Source organism: Pantoea sp. Fr-CA_6 (genome assembly GCF_024520895.1).
In the GTDB taxonomy this organism is placed as follows: domain Bacteria; phylum Pseudomonadota; class Gammaproteobacteria; order Enterobacterales; family Enterobacteriaceae; genus Pantoea; species Pantoea agglomerans.
Genome location: NZ_JALNPO010000002.1, coordinates 207186 through 225640 on the forward strand (window position 1 = coordinate 207186; position 18455 = coordinate 225640).

The 18455-nt window shown below is 56.4% G+C and carries 19 protein-coding genes; 17 read left to right on the plus strand and 2 right to left on the minus strand.

The genetic code is table 11. From position 1 onward, the window contains the following. Positions 1-215 precede the first annotated feature (215 nt). Together seqA and pgm are read left to right on the plus strand one after the other, a co-directional pair. The gene (gene seqA / locus NR201_RS04120) at positions 216-764 is read left to right on the plus strand and encodes a replication initiation negative regulator SeqA (protein ID WP_010260690.1); all 549 of its coding nucleotides are present in this window, start codon (positions 216-218) and stop codon (positions 762-764) included. Positions 765-790: 26 nt separating this feature from the next. Then, entirely contained in the window at positions 791-2431 is a 1641-nt protein-coding gene (gene pgm, locus NR201_RS04125; protein ID WP_010260692.1) for a phosphoglucomutase (alpha-D-glucose-1,6-bisphosphate-dependent), read from the plus strand. A 272-nt stretch (positions 2432-2703) separates the two neighbouring features. On the opposite strand, the gene kdpE is transcribed toward pgm, so the two are convergent. Continuing rightward, positions 2704-3378 (minus strand): two-component system response regulator KdpE, encoded by a 675-nt coding sequence (kdpE, locus tag NR201_RS04130; protein WP_010260694.1) that lies wholly within the window; start codon positions 3376-3378, stop codon positions 2704-2706. A 257-nt stretch (positions 3379-3635) separates the two neighbouring features. Between kdpE and NR201_RS04135 the strand changes: the two genes are divergently transcribed. The 11 genes from NR201_RS04135 to nei all read left to right on the plus strand — a co-directional run bounded on the left by NR201_RS04135 (position 3636) and on the right by nei (position 12864). Then, positions 3636-3836, plus strand: a complete 201-nt coding sequence (locus NR201_RS04135) for a DUF2517 family protein (protein ID WP_256849392.1) — start codon at positions 3636-3638, stop codon at positions 3834-3836. Between the two features lie 154 nt (positions 3837-3990). Beyond that, positions 3991-4947, plus strand: a complete 957-nt coding sequence (locus tag NR201_RS04140) for a 2-thiouracil desulfurase family protein (protein ID WP_010260698.1) — start codon at positions 3991-3993, stop codon at positions 4945-4947. Positions 4948-4959: 12 nt separating this feature from the next. Continuing rightward, the gene (gene phrB, locus NR201_RS04145; protein ID WP_022626044.1) at positions 4960-6384 is read left to right on the plus strand and encodes a deoxyribodipyrimidine photo-lyase; all 1425 of its coding nucleotides are present in this window, start codon (positions 4960-4962) and stop codon (positions 6382-6384) included. An 18-nt stretch (positions 6385-6402) separates the two neighbouring features. Next, positions 6403-7146, plus strand: coding sequence for a type 2 GTP cyclohydrolase I (locus NR201_RS04150; protein ID WP_010260703.1), 744 nt, complete (start codon positions 6403-6405; stop codon positions 7144-7146). Positions 7147-7305: 159 nt separating this feature from the next. Further along, positions 7306-7962 carry a 5-oxoprolinase subunit PxpB gene (gene pxpB, locus NR201_RS04155; RefSeq protein WP_010671293.1) on the plus strand — a complete coding sequence of 219 codons (657 nt, stop codon included), beginning with the start codon at positions 7306-7308 and terminating at the stop codon, positions 7960-7962. Further along, positions 7956-8885, plus strand: a complete 930-nt coding sequence (gene pxpC / locus NR201_RS04160; protein ID WP_010671294.1) for a 5-oxoprolinase subunit PxpC — start codon at positions 7956-7958, stop codon at positions 8883-8885. The genes pxpB and pxpC overlap by 7 nt, the downstream gene beginning before the upstream one ends. Then, positions 8875-9612: a 5-oxoprolinase subunit PxpA gene (gene pxpA, locus NR201_RS04165; RefSeq protein WP_122889095.1), complete on the plus strand. Its 738-nt coding sequence runs from the start codon at positions 8875-8877 to the stop codon at positions 9610-9612. The genes pxpC and pxpA overlap by 11 nt, the downstream gene beginning before the upstream one ends. Before the next feature lie 53 nt (positions 9613-9665). Beyond that, positions 9666-10394, plus strand: coding sequence for a DUF969 domain-containing protein (locus tag NR201_RS04170; protein ID WP_010671295.1), 729 nt, complete (start codon positions 9666-9668; stop codon positions 10392-10394). After that, positions 10394-11410: a DUF979 domain-containing protein gene (locus NR201_RS04175; RefSeq protein ID WP_031592206.1), complete on the plus strand. Its 1017-nt coding sequence runs from the start codon at positions 10394-10396 to the stop codon at positions 11408-11410. Before NR201_RS04170 ends, NR201_RS04175 begins: the two co-directional genes overlap by 1 nt. A gap of 6 nt (positions 11411-11416) precedes the next feature. Then, positions 11417-12064, plus strand: coding sequence for a pyroglutamyl-peptidase I (gene pcp / locus NR201_RS04180; protein WP_132499462.1), 648 nt, complete (start codon positions 11417-11419; stop codon positions 12062-12064). 11 nt (positions 12065-12075) lie between these two features. Then, positions 12076-12864 (plus strand): endonuclease VIII, encoded by a 789-nt coding sequence (gene nei, locus NR201_RS04185; RefSeq protein WP_033766694.1) that lies wholly within the window; start codon positions 12076-12078, stop codon positions 12862-12864. 271 nt (positions 12865-13135) lie between these two features. On the opposite strand, the gene NR201_RS04190 is transcribed toward nei, so the two are convergent. Further along, a complete protein-coding gene (locus tag NR201_RS04190) occupies positions 13136-14419 on the minus strand; it encodes a citrate synthase (RefSeq protein ID WP_010260725.1) in 1284 nt (427 codons plus the stop codon). Between the two features lie 633 nt (positions 14420-15052). Here NR201_RS04190 and sdhC point away from each other — a divergent pair. The 4 genes from sdhC to NR201_RS04210 are packed head-to-tail and all read left to right on the plus strand — an operon-like array spanning position 15053 to position 18281. Continuing rightward, complete coding sequence (gene sdhC, locus NR201_RS04195) at positions 15053-15442, plus strand: succinate dehydrogenase cytochrome b556 subunit (protein ID WP_029519433.1); 390 nt, start codon at positions 15053-15055, stop codon at positions 15440-15442. Then, a complete protein-coding gene (sdhD, locus tag NR201_RS04200) occupies positions 15436-15783 on the plus strand; it encodes a succinate dehydrogenase membrane anchor subunit (protein WP_009091417.1) in 348 nt (115 codons plus the stop codon). Before sdhC ends, sdhD begins: the two co-directional genes overlap by 7 nt. After that, positions 15784-17550 (plus strand): succinate dehydrogenase flavoprotein subunit, encoded by a 1767-nt coding sequence (gene sdhA / locus NR201_RS04205; protein WP_022626042.1) that lies wholly within the window; start codon positions 15784-15786, stop codon positions 17548-17550. 14 nt (positions 17551-17564) lie between these two features. Next, positions 17565-18281, plus strand: a complete 717-nt coding sequence (locus tag NR201_RS04210) for a succinate dehydrogenase iron-sulfur subunit (RefSeq protein WP_256849393.1) — start codon at positions 17565-17567, stop codon at positions 18279-18281. The last annotated feature ends 174 nt before the right edge of the window (positions 18282-18455 follow it).

An 18455-nucleotide genomic window follows, 5' to 3' on the forward strand; every position in this document is an offset into this window, starting at 1 on the left:
TATCATGGTTTCACCTTTTCAGGCGCGCCGGTTCCGGCGGCATTAGGACATATTCTGACTTTTGCCCGTAAACCGTTTGATTGCTAACAACCCGCCTGACTTTAACTTTATAATCCTGATGTTAGAACCCACACACCCTTTGAATTGCCTGACTATACTCAGAGCTTTTCAGGAAACAGGTGGTTCTGTCATGAGAAAGAACCGTACGGAATAAGATGAAAACGATCGAAGTTGACGAAGAGCTCTACCGTTATATTGCCAGCCACACGCAACACATTGGTGAAAGCGCATCCGACATTCTGCGTCGTATGCTGAAGTTCACGGCCGGTCAGACTGCACCCGCTTCGCCTGCACAGCCAGCCTCAAAAGATGCAGCGAAAGAGTCCCAGCCTGCGTCTGTGGGTTCGCGCCCGCAGGATCGTGTCCGCGCGGTGCGCGAGCTGCTGCTTTCCGATGAATATGCGGAGCAGAAGCGGGCGGTGAATCGCTTTATGCTTATCTTGTCAACGCTCTATCGTCTTGATACCGCAGCCTTTGCTGAAGCTACTGCATCTCTGCAGGGCCGCACCCGCGTCTATTTTGCAGGTGATGAGCATACGCTGTTGCAGAATGGCACCCATACTAAGCCGAAGCATGTGCCCGGCACGCCGTACTGGGTGATCACCAACACCAATACTGGTCGTAAATGCAGCATGATCGAACACATCATGCTCTCGATGCAGTTCCCTGCGGAACTGACCGAGAAAGTTTGCGGCACCATTTAAAACTTAAGCGTCAGGGAGCAGCGCCAATGGCCAATCACCCACGTGCCGGGCAACCCGCCCAGCAGAGCGATTTGATTAACGTTGCACAATTAACGTCACAATATTATGTCCTGCAGCCCGATGTGGCGAACCCGGAACATGCGGTGAAATTTGGCACTTCCGGCCATCGCGGCAGTGCAGGGCGTCAAAGCTTCAACGAGATGCACATTCTGGCGATCGCTCAGGCGATTGCCGAAGAGCGTAAAAAGAATGGTATCACCGGGCCTTGCTACGTCGGTAAAGACACCCATGCGCTGTCTGAACCCGCCATCCTGTCTGTTCTGGAAGTGCTGGCGGCAAACGGCGTTGATGTGATCGTGCAGCAGGATAATGGCTATACGCCGACCCCTGCGATCTCGAATGCGATTCTTGAGCACAACAAAGCGGGTGGCGCGCTGGCTGACGGCATCGTGATTACGCCGTCGCATAACCCACCGGAAGATGGCGGCATCAAGTACAACCCACCTAACGGCGGACCTGCTGATACCAACGTCACCAAAGTGGTTGAAGATCGTGCCAATCAGCTGATCAAAGATGGCCTGAAAGAGGTGAAACGTCTGCCGCTGGAGCAGGCGATGGCCAGCGGTCATGTGGTCGAAAAAGATCTGATCCAGCCTTATGTTGAAGGTCTGGCAGAGATTATCGACTTCCCGGCGATTCAGAAAGCGGGCCTGAAGCTGGGTGTGGATCCACTGGGTGGTTCCGGTATTGCTTACTGGCAGCGTATTGCTGAGCACTACAAGCTGGATCTGACGCTGGTGAATGACGCGGTCGATCAGACCTTCCGCTTTATGCATCTGGATAAAGATGGCGTGGTCCGCATGGACTGCTCGTCTGAAAGCGCAATGGCAGGCCTGCTGGCTTACCGTGACAAGTTCGATCTGGCGTTCGGCAACGATCCCGATTATGACCGTCACGGCATTGTGACCCCGGCGGGTCTGATGAATCCAAACCACTATCTGGCGGTGGCGATCAACTATCTGTTCCAGCACCGCCCACAGTGGGGTCAGGATGTTGCCGTGGGTAAAACCCTGGTCTCCAGCGCCATGATTGACCGTGTGGTCAACGACATTGGTCGCAAGCTGGTGGAAGTGCCGGTGGGTTTCAAATGGTTTGTTGATGGTCTGTATGACGGCAGCCTCGGTTTCGGTGGCGAAGAGAGCGCAGGCGCTTCATTCCTGCGTTTCGACGGTACGCCGTGGTCTACGGACAAAGATGGCATCATCATGTGTCTGCTGGCCGCTGAAATTACTGCAGTGACCGGTAAAAACCCGCAGCAGCACTATGACGAACTGGCAGCGCGCTTTGGCGCACCAAGCTACAACCGTCTGCAGGCATCAGCCACCTCAGCGCAGAAAGCCGCGCTGTCGAAGCTGTCACCGGAGATGGTCAGCGCTGATACGCTGGCAGGTGATCCTATCACCGCTCGTCTGACTGCCGCGCCAGGTAATGGTGCATCTATCGGCGGTCTGAAAGTGATGACGGAGAATGGCTGGTTTGCTGCCCGTCCTTCAGGCACCGAAGACGCTTACAAAATCTACTGTGAAAGCTTCCTGGGCGCTGAACACCGCGCGCAGATTGAGAAAGAAGCCGTTGAGATTGTCAGCGAAGTGCTGAAAAACGCCTGATTAGTCGGGCAGATAAAGAGGCGCATCGCGCGCCTCAGAGCTGCTGACAAACTCACATCAGAGTAAATCTGACCGCAACGGATTTATTTAACGCGCAGGGAACAGGGTCAGAAGAGGAAAGCGTCCCACGCCATGGATGGCGTGGGCCGAGCGTGTCATGGATGACGGCTTTTGCGTCTTTCCGATCTGACCCTGTTTCCTGAGCAAGCTCGGTCTCACAGCGAACCGGGCCAGAATTCGTTGACAGTCTCAGGCGCCTCTGGCGCCTTTTTTTATGGCATAAAGCGATAGCCGATCCCGGTTTCCGTCAGCAGATGAGCCGGTTGTGTCGGATTGGCTTCCAGTTTCTGGCGCAGATGTCCCATATAGATGCGCAGATAGTGGCTGTGCTCCACCGCATTGGGTCCCCAGACCTGGCTCAGCAACTGCCGCTGCGTCAGCACCTTGCCGGCATTGTTAAGCAGAATACTCAACAGACGAAATTCAATCGGGGTAAGGTGAATCTCACTGCTGCCGCGCTGTACCCGTCGTGCGGCGAAATCGACGCTGACGTCGGCGAACGTCACCCTGGCATCCGGCTGCTGGCCACTATGACGACGCAGCGCAACCCGGACGCGCGCCAGCAGTTCGCCAATGCCAAAGGGTTTGGTCAGATAGTCATCTGCTCCCGCATCCAGTGCGGCGATCTTATCCTGCTCATCGCTGCGCGCTGACAGCACAATCACCGGTATGGCGCTCCACTGGCGCAGGTCACGAATGAAATCGGTGCCATCTCCATCCGGCAGACCCAGATCCAGGATCACTAAGTCCGGCTTGCGGGTCGCCGCTTCAATCAGTCCGCGTTGCAGTGTATCGGCATCAAACACCTTAAGGGCTTCATTTTCCAGCGCCAGCCGGACAAAGCGCCGGATCTCTTTTTCATCTTCAACGATCAAAACCGTGGTCACGCAATACCTGCCTTGAGTGGGGACCGAAGCGCTACTTTATCAACATTTTATGCTGGCGTCCGCGACCATAATCTGTCGGCCCTTTCAACGCCAACGCAACCAGGCGGTAACCTTTTTGTAACTTAATTACAGGTTAATTCTTAAACAGCAAAAATAGCAGCAAATAAGTGGTCAGATGAGTAGTAAAATTACACAACCTGGCGTAAAGTTGAACACAGATCACATTCACACTTTTTCACTTACCGGGAGGAGAAACCATGTATCGGGCTTATCCACGTTATAAAATTATTGCGCGACGTACGCTGGTGGTTCTTCTCGGCGTACTGGCGCTTCCTGTTATGCTGTTTCGACAGGATCGGGCACGTTTCTACAGCTATCTGCACCGCGTCTGGTGTAAGACCAGCGCCAAGCCGGTCTGGCTGGCGCAGGCTGAAGCGAGTGGTGGCGCGTTCTGGTGATTTCCCCTGCCGCAAAACAGGCCTGGTCAACTGACCGGGCTTTTTTTTGCGTTTTTTCTGAGAATAAGCGATCCGGAATCCCGTTTTAACCCTTTATTCCTGACCATTTTACGCTACACTTAAACCTCTACAAGATTTCGGAGGTTGTACAAGTATGAGCAAAAAAATCCCCGTTGGAATCAGTGCATGCCTGCTCGGCGACCGCGTCAGATTTGATGGTGGGCATAAGCGTCTTACTTTTGCGACCGACGATCTCACCCCATTTGTCCGTTTTGAGCCCATCTGCCCTGAGATGGCGATTGGTCTGCCAACGCCGCGCCCGGCATTGCGTCTGGTGAAGCAGGGCGATGATGAGCTGCATCTCTGCTTCAGCAAAGATGGCGGAGAAGAGGTTACGACGCAGATGCGTGACTGGTCTGCTGAGCGGGTAAAATCGCTGCATCACCTCTGTGGCTATATCCTCTGCGCCAAATCACCCAGTTGTGGCATGGAGCGGGTGCGGGTCTATGAGCCCGATAACAACAATAACCGCAAAGCAGGCACCGGTATTTTTACTGAATTCCTGCAGCGCGAGATGCCCTGGCTGCCGCTGGAAGAAGATGGTCGTCTGCACGATCCCGCCCTGCGTGAGAACTTTATCGGTCGTGTCTGCGCGCTGCATGAATTTAATCAGATGTGGGAAAGCGGTCTGACCCGGCAGGGACTGATCGCCTTCCACAGCCGTTACAAGCTGATGATGCTGGCGCATTCGCAGGAGAAATACCGCGAGCTGGGACCCTTTGTCGCCTCCATGAGCCAGTGGGAGTCGCTGGACGCCTTTGCCTTTGAATACCGCAATCGCATGATGGAACTGATGTCACGTCCCGCCTCACGTCGCAATCACACCAATGTGCTGATGCATGTGCAGGGCTACTTCCGCACGCATCTGAGTTCACCGCAGCGCCAGGAGCTGGCAACGCTGATTGACCGCTATCGTCAGGGCACACAACCGCTGCTGGTGCCGATTACCATTCTCAAACACTACATGGCGGAGTACCCGCACCCGTGGCTGGCCCAGCAACGCTATTTCGATCCCTATCCCGAAGCCTTGTGCTTACGCTACGGACAGTAATACAGGAGGAGTATGACCACCCATCTGGTCTGGCTGCGTAACGATTTACGCGTCAATGACAATCTGGCGCTGCACGCCGCCTGCCGCGACAGCGATGCAAAAGTGATTGCGCTCTACCTTGCCACGCCAGCACAGTGGCAGCAGCATGACATGTCACCGAAGCAGGCGGCGTTTATCCACGCCAGTCTGTTGCAGGTGCAGCGTGCGCTGGCGGAGCGGGGCATTGAACTGCACTACCAGGCGTGTCACGCCTTCAGCGACAGTATTGATGCGCTGCTGCAGTTCTGCGCTAAGCAGCAGGTCGATCAGCTCTTCTACAATTACCAGTATGAAGTTAATGAACGCCAGCGCGATGCGGAGGCTGAAAAGCGTCTCGACGACGCGGGCGTGATTTGCCAGGGCTTTGATGACAGCCTGTTGCTGCCGCCCGGCAGTGTGCAGAGCGGCGATCGCTCGATGTATAAGGTGTTTACCCCGTTCAGCAAAGCCTTTGTCCGCCGCTTGCAGCAGGGGCTGCCTGAGTGCGTGCCTGCGCCGAAAGCGCGCGAAGGCGCACCGCTGAAAGCCTCCCCGATTCCCGCCTTTGACTATCCAACCGAAGACTTTGATCAGGATCTGTTTCCGCCAGGCGAAGCGGCGGCGCTGAAGCGGTTGCGCCATTTCGCCACGCAACCGGTTATCGACTATCCCGCTAAGCGCGACCTTCCGGCGCTGGACGCCACCAGCCGTCTGTCGGTTTATCTGGCGACCGGCGTACTGTCGCCACGTCAGTGCCTGCATCGCGTGCTGCATGAACATCCCGATGCGCTGGACAACAGCCGCGCGTTCACCTGGCTGAACGAGCTGATCTGGCGTGAATTCTACCGTCATCTGCTGGTTGCCTGGCCGGCGCTGTGCCGACACAAGCCGTTTATCGACTGGACGCGAAACGTTGAATGGCAGCGTAACGACGCACATTTCGACGCGTGGAAAGCGGGTAAAACCGGCTATCCGATTGTCGATGCCGCAATGCGTCAGATGAAGGCGCTGGGCTGGATGCACAACCGCTTACGGATGATCACCGCCAGTTTCCTGGTCAAAGATCTGCTGATCGACTGGCGTGAAGGCGAACGCTATTTCATGCAGCAGCTGATTGATGGTGACCTGGCCGCGAACAACGGCGGCTGGCAGTGGGCGGCATCGACCGGCACGGACGCGGCGCCCTATTTCCGCATCTTTAACCCGACCACGCAGGGCGAGCGCTTCGATGAGAAGGGGGATTTTATCCGCCACTATCTGCCTGAACTGGCCGGGGTGCCTGACAGCGATATTCACCAGCCCCATGTCTGGGCAGAGAAGCATCATAAGAAACTCGATTATCCGGCACCAATCGTGGATCATAAGGTGGCACGTAAAAAGACATTAGACGCCTTTGAGCGCGCCAAAAGCGCAGCCTGAGGCCTCGAAGGAGCCTGAATGAACCATTACGAATTAGAGACGCTGATCAATCAGCAACTCGACAGCCACAGCTTCAGCGATTACGCCCCCAACGGTTTGCAGGTTGAGGGACGCAGCGAGATCAAAACGATTATCACCGGCGTCACTGCCTGTCAGGCGCTGCTGGATGAGGCGGTGGCGCGTCAGGCCGATGCGATTATTGTCCATCATGGCTATTTCTGGAAAAGTGAACCGGCCGCGATTAAAGGTATGAAGCGCCGTCGTCTGCGGACCCTGCTGGCCAACGATATCAATCTCTATGGCTGGCATCTGCCGCTCGACGCGCATCCTGAATTAGGCAACAACGCCCAACTGGCGAAACTGCTGGATATCGAAGTGCGCGGCGAAGTGATGCCGCTGGTGTTCTGGGGTGAGCTTGCTGAGCCCCTGTCCGGCGAGCAGCTGGCCCGCCGAATCGGTGAACGGCTGGGACGTGAACCGCTGCATTGTGGTGACAACGCGCCAGCGCTGATCCGTCGCATTGCCTGGTGCAGCGGGGGCGGGCAGGGCTTTATCGACCAGGCGGCTGCGGCGGGCGTCGATGCCTTTATCACCGGTGAAGTCTCTGAACAGACCATTCACAGCGCGCGTGAGCAGGGGCTGCATTTCTTTGCCGCAGGCCATCACGCCACCGAGCGCGGCGGCGTAAAAGCGCTGGGCGACTGGCTGGCGCAACACCACGATCTTGATGTGACCTTCATCGATATCCCCAATCCTGCCTGACACTCTCCCTTGTCCTGCGCGCCTGCGCAGGACCTAAATCTGTTGACACATCCCTGTCACTTTCGCATAACTGTTTGCTTTACGTAGATAAGCAATGGGCTGCACCGGGCATCCGGTCAGGTCGGCCAGGCGCGATCTCAACTGAGCGGGAGGTAGCTGTTGCAACGAGCACGGTGTTATTTATTGGGTGAACGCGCTGTCGTGCTGGAGCTGGAACCGCCGATCTCACTGGAGAGCCAGCAACGAATCTGGGGACTGAATCAGCGACTGCACGACTATGCCAGCGTGCTGGAGGTGATCCCCGGCATGAACAACATCACCCTGATCCTGCGAGATCCCCAGCAGAGCGCGCTGGACGCAATAGAGCGGCTTCAGCGCTGGTGGGAAGAGAGTGAAGCGCAGTTGCCGGAGTCGCGTCAGGTGGAGATCCCGGTGATCTATGGCGGCAAGTCTGGCCCCGATCTGACGGTGGTGGCGGAACACGCCGCGCTGACGCCCCGCCAGGTGGTTGAGCTGCACAGCAGCAGCGACTATGTGGTCTTTTTTATCGGCTTTCAGCCCGGTTTTCCCTATCTGGGCGGACTGGATCAGCGCCTGCACATCCCGCGGCGTGCTGAGCCCAGGGTAGCAGTGCCCGCCGGCTCGGTGGGCATCGGCGGCAGCCAGACCGGCGTCTATCCGCTGGCTTCGCCCGGCGGCTGGCAGTTGATTGGCCAGACGCGCACCGCGCTGTTTGATCCCCTGCAGCAACCGCCTACGCTGCTCCGTCCCGGTGACAGGGTTCGCTTTGTGCCGCAACAGGAGGGCGTATGTTAAACATTCTGCGAGCCGGCCTGGCCGCCACTATTCAGGATGCGGGCCGTTACGGCTGGCGTCAGTATGGCATCAGCCCTGGCGGTGTGCTGGATCATCCCGCGATGTTCACCGCCAATGTGCTGGTGGGCAATGATCCCGACAGCGCGGTGCTGGAGATGGTGCTCGGCCAGTTCAAAGCGGAGTTTACCCGCGATGGCTGGTTTGCGCTGACCGGCGCAGGCTGCCATGCGGAGCTTGACGGCCAGCCGGTCTGGACGGGCTGGCGCACGCCGGTGAAACGGGGGCAGCTCCTGTCACTGGCGATGCCGCAGCGCGGTATGCGCAGCTATCTGGCAGTGCAGGGCGGTTTTGATATCCCCGCGATGCTCGGCTCTGCCAGCACCGATCTAAAAGCAAAATTTGGCGGCTTTCAGGGGCGAGCCTTGCAGGATGGCGATCAGCTCCCGCTGGGTAAACCGACCCGCACGTTTGACCGTAAAGTCGGGGTGCGGCAACTGCTGTGGGGCAACCGCATCCGCGCACTACCTGGCCCGGAGTATCACGAGTTCAGCCGCGAAGCGCAGCAGGCATTCTGGCGTACCGCATGGAAACTCAGCCCGCAAAGTAACCGGATGGGATACCGGCTTGAGGGACGCAAGCTTGAGCGCGAGAGCCCGCGCGAGCTGCTGTCACACGGCGTGATGCCGGGTGTGATTCAGGTGCCGCCGAACGGACAGCCTATCGTGCTGATGGCGGATGCCCAGACCACCGGCGGCTATCCGCGCATCGCCTCGGTTATCGAAGCCGATCTCTATCACCTGGCGCAAATCCGGCTGGGTGAGCCGATTCACTTTATTCACTGCACCCTGCCAGAAGCGATGCTGGCACGTCAGCATCAGCAACGCGCACTGGACCAGATGAAGTGGGGACTCAATGAAAATTGATTTAAACGCCGACCTGGGCGAGGGCTGCGCCAGCGATCAGGCGCTGCTGAAGCTGGTGAGTTCCGCCAACATCGCCTGTGGCTTTCACGCAGGTGATGCGCAGACCATGCTGCAGTCGGTGCGCTGGGCACAGGCATCCGGCGTCGCGATTGGTGCGCATCCCGCTTTTCCCGATCGGGAGAACTTTGGCCGCAGCGCCATGCAGCTGCCGCCGGAAACGGTCTACGCCCAGATGATCTACCAGATTGGTGCGCTGAAAAGTCTGGCGGAAAGCGAAGGTGCGCGGCTGCTTCATGTTAAACCGCACGGCATGCTCTACAACCAGGCTGCGGCCGATCCGGTGCTGGCGGACGCCATTGCCCGCGCCATCAGGGCTGTCGACAGCCAGCTGATTGTGGTGGGACTGGCTAACAGCGAATCGATTCGCGCGGCGGCGCACTACGGCCTACGTACGCGGGAAGAGGTGTTCGCCGACCGTGGCTATCTCAGTAGCGGTGCGCTGGTGCCGCGCAGCGAGCCGGGCGCGCTGATTGAAGATGAACAGCAGGCTATCAGTCAGACGCTGACGATGGTGCAGCAGGGCAAAGTAAAAAGTATCACCGGAGAATGGGTTGCGGTGAATGCACAGACCGTCTGCTTACATGGCGACGGCGCGCACGCCCTGCAATTTGCACAGCGGTTGCGTGATGCGTTTGCCGATCAGCAGATTCGTGTCACCAGCAACTGAACAACCACACTTAGCCCGGCGTATGCCGGGTTTTTCAACTCTGAGGGAAATCCATGGATAGTGCAGTAAATCTCTGGCCATTACTGGGCATCGCCGCCATCGTCGTCGGCTTCCTGTTACGGTTCAATCCGGTGCTGGTGGTGATTGTCGCCGGGTTTGTGACCGGTCTGGCCGCGATGATGCCGCTGGCGGACATTCTGGAAAAGCTCGGGGCAGGTTTTCTCAACACCCGCAACCTGCCACTGATCCTGCTGCTGCCGCTGGCAGTCATTGGCCTGCTGGAGCGTCACGGACTGAAAGAGCGGGCGCAGGCGTGGATTGCACAGATCAAAACGGCAACCGCCGGACGGCTGCTGATCGTCTACCTGTTTGTGCGCGAAATCACCGCCGCGCTGGGGTTAACCAGTCTCGGCGGACATCCGCAGATGGTGCGTCCGTTGCTGGCACCGATGGCGGAAGGAGCAACTGAAAGCCGCTATGGCGAGATCTCACCTGAGCTGCGTCATCGGCTGCGCGCGATGTCAGCGGCGACCGATAATGTCGGCCTCTTCTTTGGTGAGGATATCTTCGTGGCGTTTGGCGCGATTATCTTTATGCACAACTTTATGCAGGAGTCAGCCGGGATTCAGACCGAACCGCTGCACATCGCCTTATGGGGTATTCCGACTGCCGTCGCCGCGTTCCTGATCCACTCGGCACGTCTGGTGCGGCTGGATCGGCAACTGGCGCGAGAGCTGCAGCAGCTGAACCGTCAGGCGCTGAAAGCCAAAGGAGGTGAGTAATGTTCCAGCAACAATATCTGATGTGGCTGGCGGGCATTATCCTGCTGGTGGTGGCGGTGCTTTCCTGGCGTGACAGCGCGAATCCACGTCGCTTTACCACCGGACTGTTCTGGGCTTTGTATGGCCTGGTTTTTCTGGTCGGTGACTGGACGACGCAACTGATGAGCGCCTGGATGGGGTCAGATGCGGCGGGCACCCGTATGCTGCACATCGGCATCGGTGTCATTGTGGTGGTGATGGCGCTGATTGCCGGGTTTGGCGGTGTCAGGCTGGGTCGCTATCATCAGCGCAGCGATGAAGAGAAACAGGCCAGTGCGCTGCGTCTGCGCAATAAACTGTTTCTGCCTGCACTGTCGATTCCGGTCGTGACCGTGGTCGGTGTGCTGGCGTTTAACCATATTCCCGGTTTGCAGGATGCGGTGTTCGGCCCCGGTAACCACGCTACGCTGGTGACGCTGTTTTCAATGATGGTCGGCTGTGTGATTGGCTGGCTGGTGGCGTTAAAACTGACCCACGAGAAACCGGTGCAGTCGATGCAGGAGACCCGTCGCCTGCTGGATTCGATTGGCTGGGCCTTTATCCTGCCGCAGATCCTTGCCACCCTGGGGCTGCTGTTTACCAGCGCAGGCGTGGGAAGTGCTATATCGCATCTGACAGAAACCTGGCTGGCGGTAGATAATCGCTTTGTCGCGGTCACCGTCTATGCCGTCGGGATGGCGCTGTTAACCATGATCATGGGTAATGCTTTTGCGGCGTTTCCGATTATCACCGCAGGCGTCGGCATCCCGATTCTTGTGTTGCAGCACGGCGGAAATCCGGCAGTGATGGCGGCAATTGGCATGTTCTCCGGCTATTGCGGCACGCTGATGACGCCGATGGCGGCCAACTTCAATATCGTCCCGGCAGCGCTGCTGGAACTGCCCGATCGTAACGCGGTGATCAAGGCTCAGATTCCGACCGGTGTGCTACTGTTAATCGTTAATATTTTCCTGCTCTATTTCCTGATGTTCCTGTGAGGTTGCATGAAAACTGTCCTGATGACCGCCTTTGAACCTTTTGGCGGTGAAACGATTAACCCTTCATGGGAAGCGGTGCGCGCGCTGGAAGGTAAACAGATTAGCGGGGCGACGATAGTTATACGCCAGTTGCCGGTGGTATTCAGCGACGTACTCAGGGTGCTGAATAAGGCGCTGGAAGAGGTGAAACCGGATGCGATTCTGTCGGTGGGGCAGGCGGGCGGCCGTAGCGACATTACCGTTGAACGTATTGGTATTAATGTCGATGACGCCCGTATCCCGGACAACGCCGGTCATCAGCCGGTGGATGAGCCCGTCGTAGCAGGTGGCCCGGCAGCCTATTTTTCCCGTCTGCCCATCAAAGCGATTGTGGCGGCGGTGCGGGAAGCGGGGATCCCCGCTTCAGTGTCGCAAACGGCGGGCACCTTTACCTGCAACCGCGTAATGTACGGCCTGCTGCACTGGCTTGAGCAGCATGACAGTCCGGTGCGGGGAGGTTTTATCCATATTCCTTATCTGCCAGAACAGGCGGCGCAGCATCCGGGCGCACCGAGCATGGCACTGGCGTCCATTATTCAGGCGCTGGAAATTGCGGTAAAGGTCACGCTGGAGACCGGCGAGGATATCAGACAGGCTGGCGGCGCCACCCATTAAGAGGATGAACGATGCCTGAAGGACCGGAAATTCGCCGCGTGGCGGATAAACTTGAAGACGCCATTGTGGGTCAGCCGTTAACGGAAGCGTGGTTCGCGTTTCCTCAGCTCAAAACCTATGAACCGGCATTGATTGGTGAGCAGGTTCAGGCGATTGAGACGCGGGGTAAAGCGCTGCTGACTCATTTCAGCAATGGCCTGACGCTCTACAGTCATAATCAGCTTTATGGTGTCTGGCGCATTGTAAAACCTGACACCGAACTGAATTCCACCCGTCAGTTGCGGGTGAGGCTGGCGACGGCGGGCAAAGCGATTCTGCTCTACAGCGCCTCAGATATTGAGCTGCTTAATGCGGATACGCTGGCGGCACATCCGTTTCTTAATCGTATCGGGCCGGATGTGCTGAACAGCGCGCTGACAGTGGAAGAGGTGAAAGAGCGGCTGCTGTCACCCCGCTTCCGGCGGCGGCAGTTCAGTGGTCTGCTGCTGGATCAGGCTTTTCTGGCCGGGCTGGGAAACTATCTGCGTGCCGAGATTCTCTGGCTGGCGCAGCTGCTGCCAAATCATCGGGCGCAGGATCTCAGTAACGATCAGCTGACTGCTTTCAGCGAAGCGCTGCTGTCGGTGCCGCGTCATGCCTATCGGATGCGTGGAACCATGAAGAAATATCATGAGGAAGCGGCGTTTCAGTTTGAGGTTTTTCATCGGCAGGGCAAAAAATGCCGGCGCTGCGGCACGGTAATTGAGAAGGGCACGCTCTCATCACGGCCTTTTTACTGGTGTCCGGGTTGTCAGAGATAGACAGTAAAGTCAAAAGGGTAAAATGCTCTTACGGCTGACAGAGTCAAACCCGTGTGAATCTTACAGCAATAAAATAGCTTAACGCGCAGAGAACACGGTCAGAAGAGGAAAGCGTCCCGCGCCAGGGATGGCGCGGGCCGAGCGTGTCATGGATGACGGCTTTTGCGTCTTTCCGATCTGACCGTGTTCTCTGCGTAGGCGCAGTATCACAGCTAACTGCCCCCAGCTTTATACCAACATCAAGCGGAAATCCCTATCTGCCCTGCGAACCTTACTTTTTCAGCTGTGAGCTGAATTCGCGCTCGGTATAACCGGTGTAGAGCTGACGTGGACGGGCAATCTTCATGCCTTCGTCGTGCATCTCTTTCCAGTGTGCAATCCAGCCAACGGTACGGGCCATCGCGAAGATCACCGTAAACATGGAGGATGGAATACCCATCGCTTTCAGAATGATACCGGAGTAGAAGTCCACGTTTGGATAGAGTTTACGCTCGATGAAGTACGGGTCGTTCAGCGCAATGTGTTCCAGCTCCATCGCCACTTCCAGCAGGTCATCCTTCATACCCAGCTCATTCAGGACTTCATGGCAGGTATCGCGCATCACGGTCGCGCGTGGATCGTAGTTTTTGTAAACGCGGTGACCAAAGCCCATCAGACGGAAGGAGTCATTTTTGTCTTTAGCGCGTTTAACAAATTCCGGAATGTGCTCAACGGTGCTGATCTCTTCCAGCATACGCAGGGTCGCTTCGTTGGCACCACCGTGCGCCGGTCCCCACAGGGAGGCGATCCCGGCGGCGATACAGGCAAACGGATTCGCGCCGCTTGAACCGGCGGTACGAACGGTAGAGGTTGAGGCGTTCTGCTCATGGTCAGCATGCAGGATCAGGATGCGGTCCATGGCGCGTTCCAGCACCGGATTCACTTTGTACTCTTCGCACGGCGTGGCAAACATCATGTGCAGGAAGTTACCCGCATAGGAGAGATCGTTGCGCGGATAGACAAACGGCTGGCCGATAGAATATTTGTAACACATCGCTGCCATGGTCGGCATTTTAGAAAGCAGACGGAATGCTGCGATTTCGCGGTGGCGCTCAATGTTTACATCCAGAGAATCGTGGTAAAACGCAGCCAGTGCACCAGTAACACCGCACATTACCGCCATCGGATGCGAATCGCGACGGAAGCCGTGGAACAGGCGGGTAATCTGCTCATGAATCATGGTGTGGCGGGTAACCGTGGTACGGAACTCATCAAACTGTTTCTGATTTGGTGCTTCGCCGTTCAGCAGGATGTAGCAGACTTCCAGATAGTTAGAGTGGGTCGCCAGCTCAGAAATAGGGAAACCACGGTGCAGCAGGATACCTTCATCCCCATCGATAAAGGTGATTGCAGATTCGCAGGACGCGGTAGACGTAAAACCGGGATCGAAGGTGAACAGGCCACTTGAACCCAGAGTGCGGACATCAACGACATCCTGGCCCAGCGTACCTTTCAGCACGTCCAGTTCAATAGATGTTCCATCTTGCAGGGTTAGCGTTACTTTTTTATCTGTCATTTTCGTCTCCATAGCGCCTTATGTGGGTAAGGATCTTTAGACACCTGAAACGCGTTCATGTTGCGGTTGGCAAAACTACACAGTATCACTCTGCGGGGATAAAACGGGTGCAGGGTACAGAGTGAGCGGCGCGTTCCCAGCGGGAACCGGTGAGCCATGGACATGCTGCATATCGCGGTTGTTAAAGATCCGGTCAGGACATAACTTCTTGGTAACCAATAACCTGATGCTTTTTAATGCTCATTATCGCAATGTTACATAACTTGCGCTTAGGGGAAAGTGTATCCCCATAACTTTTGCGCATCATAGGAATTTACAGGCTTAGTTTGTAACTGAATTGTTGAACTATTGTCAAATCAGATAATTAAAATTGTATCAATTGTGAAAATCGTGAGTAGGATCACTGTTCCACCTAAAATATACCAAAGAGTTTGTAGGGGAATTGTAATCAGAATGTGATCCTCCTATACTCCAGGCAGGTCTCCGGAACACCCTGACACCAGGAGCCACCCAGCGTTTACTACCGCGTCAATTAACACTGGATGTTGCTTTTTTGGTGACGGTTAAAGTCTGCCACGCGTTGTGATTAGACTCCGCCTCAGGTCCGGAGGAAGCAAAATAAAAAAGAGCTGTGTGGGCAAAACCGTGAAAAAACAAAGACCTGTCAACTTGGATCTCTCGACGATCCGGTTTCCCGTTACTGCAATATCGTCCATTCTTCACCGCGTCTCCGGCGTAATCACATTGGTTGCCATTGGCATCCTGCTGTGGCTGCTCGGTCTCTCTCTCTCCTCTCCTGAAGGTTTCCAGCACGCTGCGTCCATCATGGATGGCTTCTTCGCGAAGTTCATTATGTGGGGCATCTTAACGGCGCTGGCCTATCACGCGGTGAGCGGGATTCGTCATATGTTGATGGATTTTGGTTATCTGGCCGAAACGCTGCAGGTTGGTAAGCGTTCCGCTCATATGACTTTTGTGATCACTGTCGTGCTGGCAATTCTGGCGGGAGTCCTCGTATGGTAAGCAATGCATCCGCATTGGGTCGCAACGGCATTCAGGACTGGCTGCTGCTGCGGGCAACTGCAATTCTCATTACGCTCTACATTGTCTATATCCTCGGTTTCGTGGTGATGACAGACACGCTGACTTATGACCTGTGGCGTGGCTTCTTCGCTTCCGCATTCACCAAAGTGTTCACGCTGCTGACGCTGTTCTCCATTCTGATCCACGGCTGGATTGGCATGTGGCAGGTGTTAACAGACTACGTTAAATCACTGCCAACCCGCTTGTTGTTGCAGTTTGTGATTGTCGTGGCGCTGTTGTGGTATGCGATTTATGGATTTGTTGTGGTGTGGGGTGTGTAAATGAGTTTGCCAATCAGAGAGTTCGATGCCGTGGTAATCGGCGCAGGTGGCGCAGGAATGCGAGCCGCACTGCAAATCTCCCAGGGCGGCCAGAGCTGTGCCCTGTTATCTAAAGTTTTCCCGACCCGTTCCCACACCGTATCTGCGCAGGGCGGTATTACCGTTGCGCTGGGTAATACCCATGAAGATAACTGGGAATGGCACATGTACGACACCGTCAAAGGTTCCGACTATATCGGCGACCAGGACGCGATTGAATATATGTGTAAAACCGGACCGGAAGCGATTCTGGAACTGGAACACATGGGTCTGCCTTTCTCGCGTCTGGAAGATGGTCGAGTCTACCAGCGTCCGTTTGGTGGCCAGTCAAAGAATTTCGGTGGCGAGCAGGCGGCACGTACGGCGGCTGCGGCTGACCGTACCGGTCACGCATTGCTGCACACCCTTTATCAGCAGAACCTGAAAAACAAAACCACTATCTTCTCTGAGTGGTATGCACTGGATCTGGTGAAAAACGCCGATGGCGCAGTCGTGGGTTGTACCGCTATCTGCATCGAAACCGGCGAAACCGTTTATTTCAAAGCGAAAGCGACCATTCTGGCCACCGGCGGCGCGGGCCGTATCTACCAGTCCACCACCAATGCACACATCAACACCGGTGACGGCGTAGGTATGGCACTGCGTGCGGGCGTACCGGTGCAGGATATGGAGATGTGGCAGTTCCACCCAACCGGTATCGCCGGTGCGGGCGTGCTGGTCACCGAGGGCTGCCGTGGTGAAGGCGGCTATCTGCTGAACAAACATGGCGAACGCTTCATGGAGCGTTATGCGCCGAACGCCAAAGATCTGGCGGGCCGCGACGTGGTTGCGCGCTCAATGATGATTGAAATCCGTGAAGGTCGCGGCTGTGATGGCCCGTGGGGTCCACATCTCAAACTGAAACTGGATCATCTGGGTAAAGAGGTGCTTGAGTCACGTCTGCCTGGCATCCTTGAGCTGTCACGCACCTTTGCGCACGCCGATCCGATTAAAGAGCCGATTCCGGTCATTCCGACCTGCCACTACATGATGGGCGGTATTCCGACCAAAGTGACCGGCCAGGCACTGCGCGTCAATGAGCAGGGCGAAGATGTAGTGATTCCAGGCCTGTTCGCCGTCGGTGAAATCGCCTGCGTATCGGTGCATGGTGCCAACCGTCTGGGCGGTAACTCACTGCTCGACCTGGTGGTCTTTGGCCGTGCAGCGGGTCTGCATCTGCTGGCGAGTATTCAGGAGCAGGGCGACCTGCGTGATGCCACAGAAGATGAGATCGCCGGGGCGATGGCGCGTTTCAACCGCTGGGAAAATAACACCACGGGTGAAGATCCGGTTGAGATTCGTAAAGCGCTGCAACGCTGCATGCAGAATAACTTCTCGGTATTCCGTGAAGGCGAAGCGATGGCTCAGGGTCTGGAAGAGCTGAAAGAGATTCGTCAGCGCCTGAAGTCAGCGCGTCTGGATGACCGCTCACCGGATTTCAACACCCAGCGTATTGAGTGCCTGGAGCTGGATAACCTGATGGAGACGGCCTTTGCCACGGCGGTAGCGGCTAACTATCGCACCGAAAGCCGCGGTGCGCACAGTCGCTTCGACTTCCCGGATCGTGATGATGAAAACTGGCTGTGCCACAGTCTTTATGTCCCGGAAACCGAAAGCATGACGCGCCGTGAGGTGAACATGCAGCCGAAACTGCGCGCGGCCTTCCCGCCGAAAGTGCGTACCTACTAATTTCGGAGACGATCATGAGACTCGAGTTTTCAATTTATCGCTACAATCCGGATGTCGATGACAAACCGCGCATGCAGGATTACACCCTGGAAGCGGAAGATGGTCGCGACATGATGCTGCTGGACGCACTGATTCGCCTGAAAGAGAAAGATCCGACCCTGGCGTTTCGTCGCTCCTGTCGTGAAGGCGTCTGCGGTTCCGATGGCCTGAACATGAACGGTAAAAACGGACTGGCCTGCATTACGCCCGTCTCGGCGCTGGGCAACGGCAAACAGAAAATTGTTATCCGTCCGCTGCCAGGTTTACCGGTGGTGCGTGACCTGGTTGTAGACATGAGCCAGTTTTATGCACAGTATGAGAAAATTAAGCCTTTCCTGTTGAATAATGGGGAAAATCCGCCAGCTCGTGAACATCGGCAGTCGCCGGATGAGCGTGAACACCTGGATGGCCTGTACGAATGTATACTCTGTGCCTGCTGCTCAACCTCATGCCCATCATTCTGGTGGAATCCTGAGAAGTTCATCGGTCCTGCTGGCCTGCTGGCCGCTTACCGCTTCCTGATTGACAGCCGCGACACCGAAACCGAGGCGCGTCTCGACAATCTGAATGATGCTTTCAGCGTATTCCGCTGCCATAGCATCATGAACTGTGTGAGCGTATGTCCGAAAGGGCTGAACCCGACGCGCGCCATCGGCCATATCAAGTCGATGCTGCTGCAGCGCGGCGCATAAGCAGTTTCTGCCGGGAACCTCAGGTTCCCGGTGTTTTACGGAAGCCTCTGTAAGCGCGGTGATTACCACGTTTACAAAGGTTCCCTTACGGGCCACGCGCGCTGCGCAAAGTGCTCGTATCGCTGAACTCACTACGGCAAACCGCGAAAGCGGCAACAAATGAAACCTCAAAAA

Bases quoted from the DNA above. Each gene is read 5' to 3' on its own strand.
- seqA (WP_010260690.1), top strand. From the start codon at position 216: ATGAAAACGATCGAAGTTGACGAAGAGCTCTACCGTTATATTGCCAGC.
- pgm (WP_010260692.1), top strand. From the start codon at position 791: ATGGCCAATCACCCACGTGCCGGGCAACCCGCCCAGCAGAGCGATTTG.
- NR201_RS04135 (WP_256849392.1), top strand. From the start codon at position 3,636: ATGTATCGGGCTTATCCACGTTATAAAATTATTGCGCGACGTACGCTG.
- NR201_RS04140 (WP_010260698.1), top strand. From the start codon at position 3,991: ATGAGCAAAAAAATCCCCGTTGGAATCAGTGCATGCCTGCTCGGCGAC.
- phrB (WP_022626044.1), top strand. From the start codon at position 4,960: ATGACCACCCATCTGGTCTGGCTGCGTAACGATTTACGCGTCAATGAC.
- NR201_RS04150 (WP_010260703.1), top strand. From the start codon at position 6,403: ATGAACCATTACGAATTAGAGACGCTGATCAATCAGCAACTCGACAGC.
- pxpC (WP_010671294.1), top strand. From the start codon at position 7,956: ATGTTAAACATTCTGCGAGCCGGCCTGGCCGCCACTATTCAGGATGCG.
- pxpA (WP_122889095.1), top strand. From the start codon at position 8,875: ATGAAAATTGATTTAAACGCCGACCTGGGCGAGGGCTGCGCCAGCGAT.
- NR201_RS04170 (WP_010671295.1), top strand. From the start codon at position 9,666: ATGGATAGTGCAGTAAATCTCTGGCCATTACTGGGCATCGCCGCCATC.
- NR201_RS04175 (WP_031592206.1), top strand. From the start codon at position 10,394: ATGTTCCAGCAACAATATCTGATGTGGCTGGCGGGCATTATCCTGCTG.
- pcp (WP_132499462.1), top strand. From the start codon at position 11,417: ATGAAAACTGTCCTGATGACCGCCTTTGAACCTTTTGGCGGTGAAACG.
- nei (WP_033766694.1), top strand. From the start codon at position 12,076: ATGCCTGAAGGACCGGAAATTCGCCGCGTGGCGGATAAACTTGAAGAC.
- NR201_RS04190 (WP_010260725.1), bottom strand. From the start codon at position 14,419: ATGACAGATAAAAAAGTAACGCTAACCCTGCAAGATGGAACATCTATT.
- sdhD (WP_009091417.1), top strand. From the start codon at position 15,436: ATGGTAAGCAATGCATCCGCATTGGGTCGCAACGGCATTCAGGACTGG.
- sdhA (WP_022626042.1), top strand. From the start codon at position 15,784: ATGAGTTTGCCAATCAGAGAGTTCGATGCCGTGGTAATCGGCGCAGGT.
- NR201_RS04210 (WP_256849393.1), top strand. From the start codon at position 17,565: ATGAGACTCGAGTTTTCAATTTATCGCTACAATCCGGATGTCGATGAC.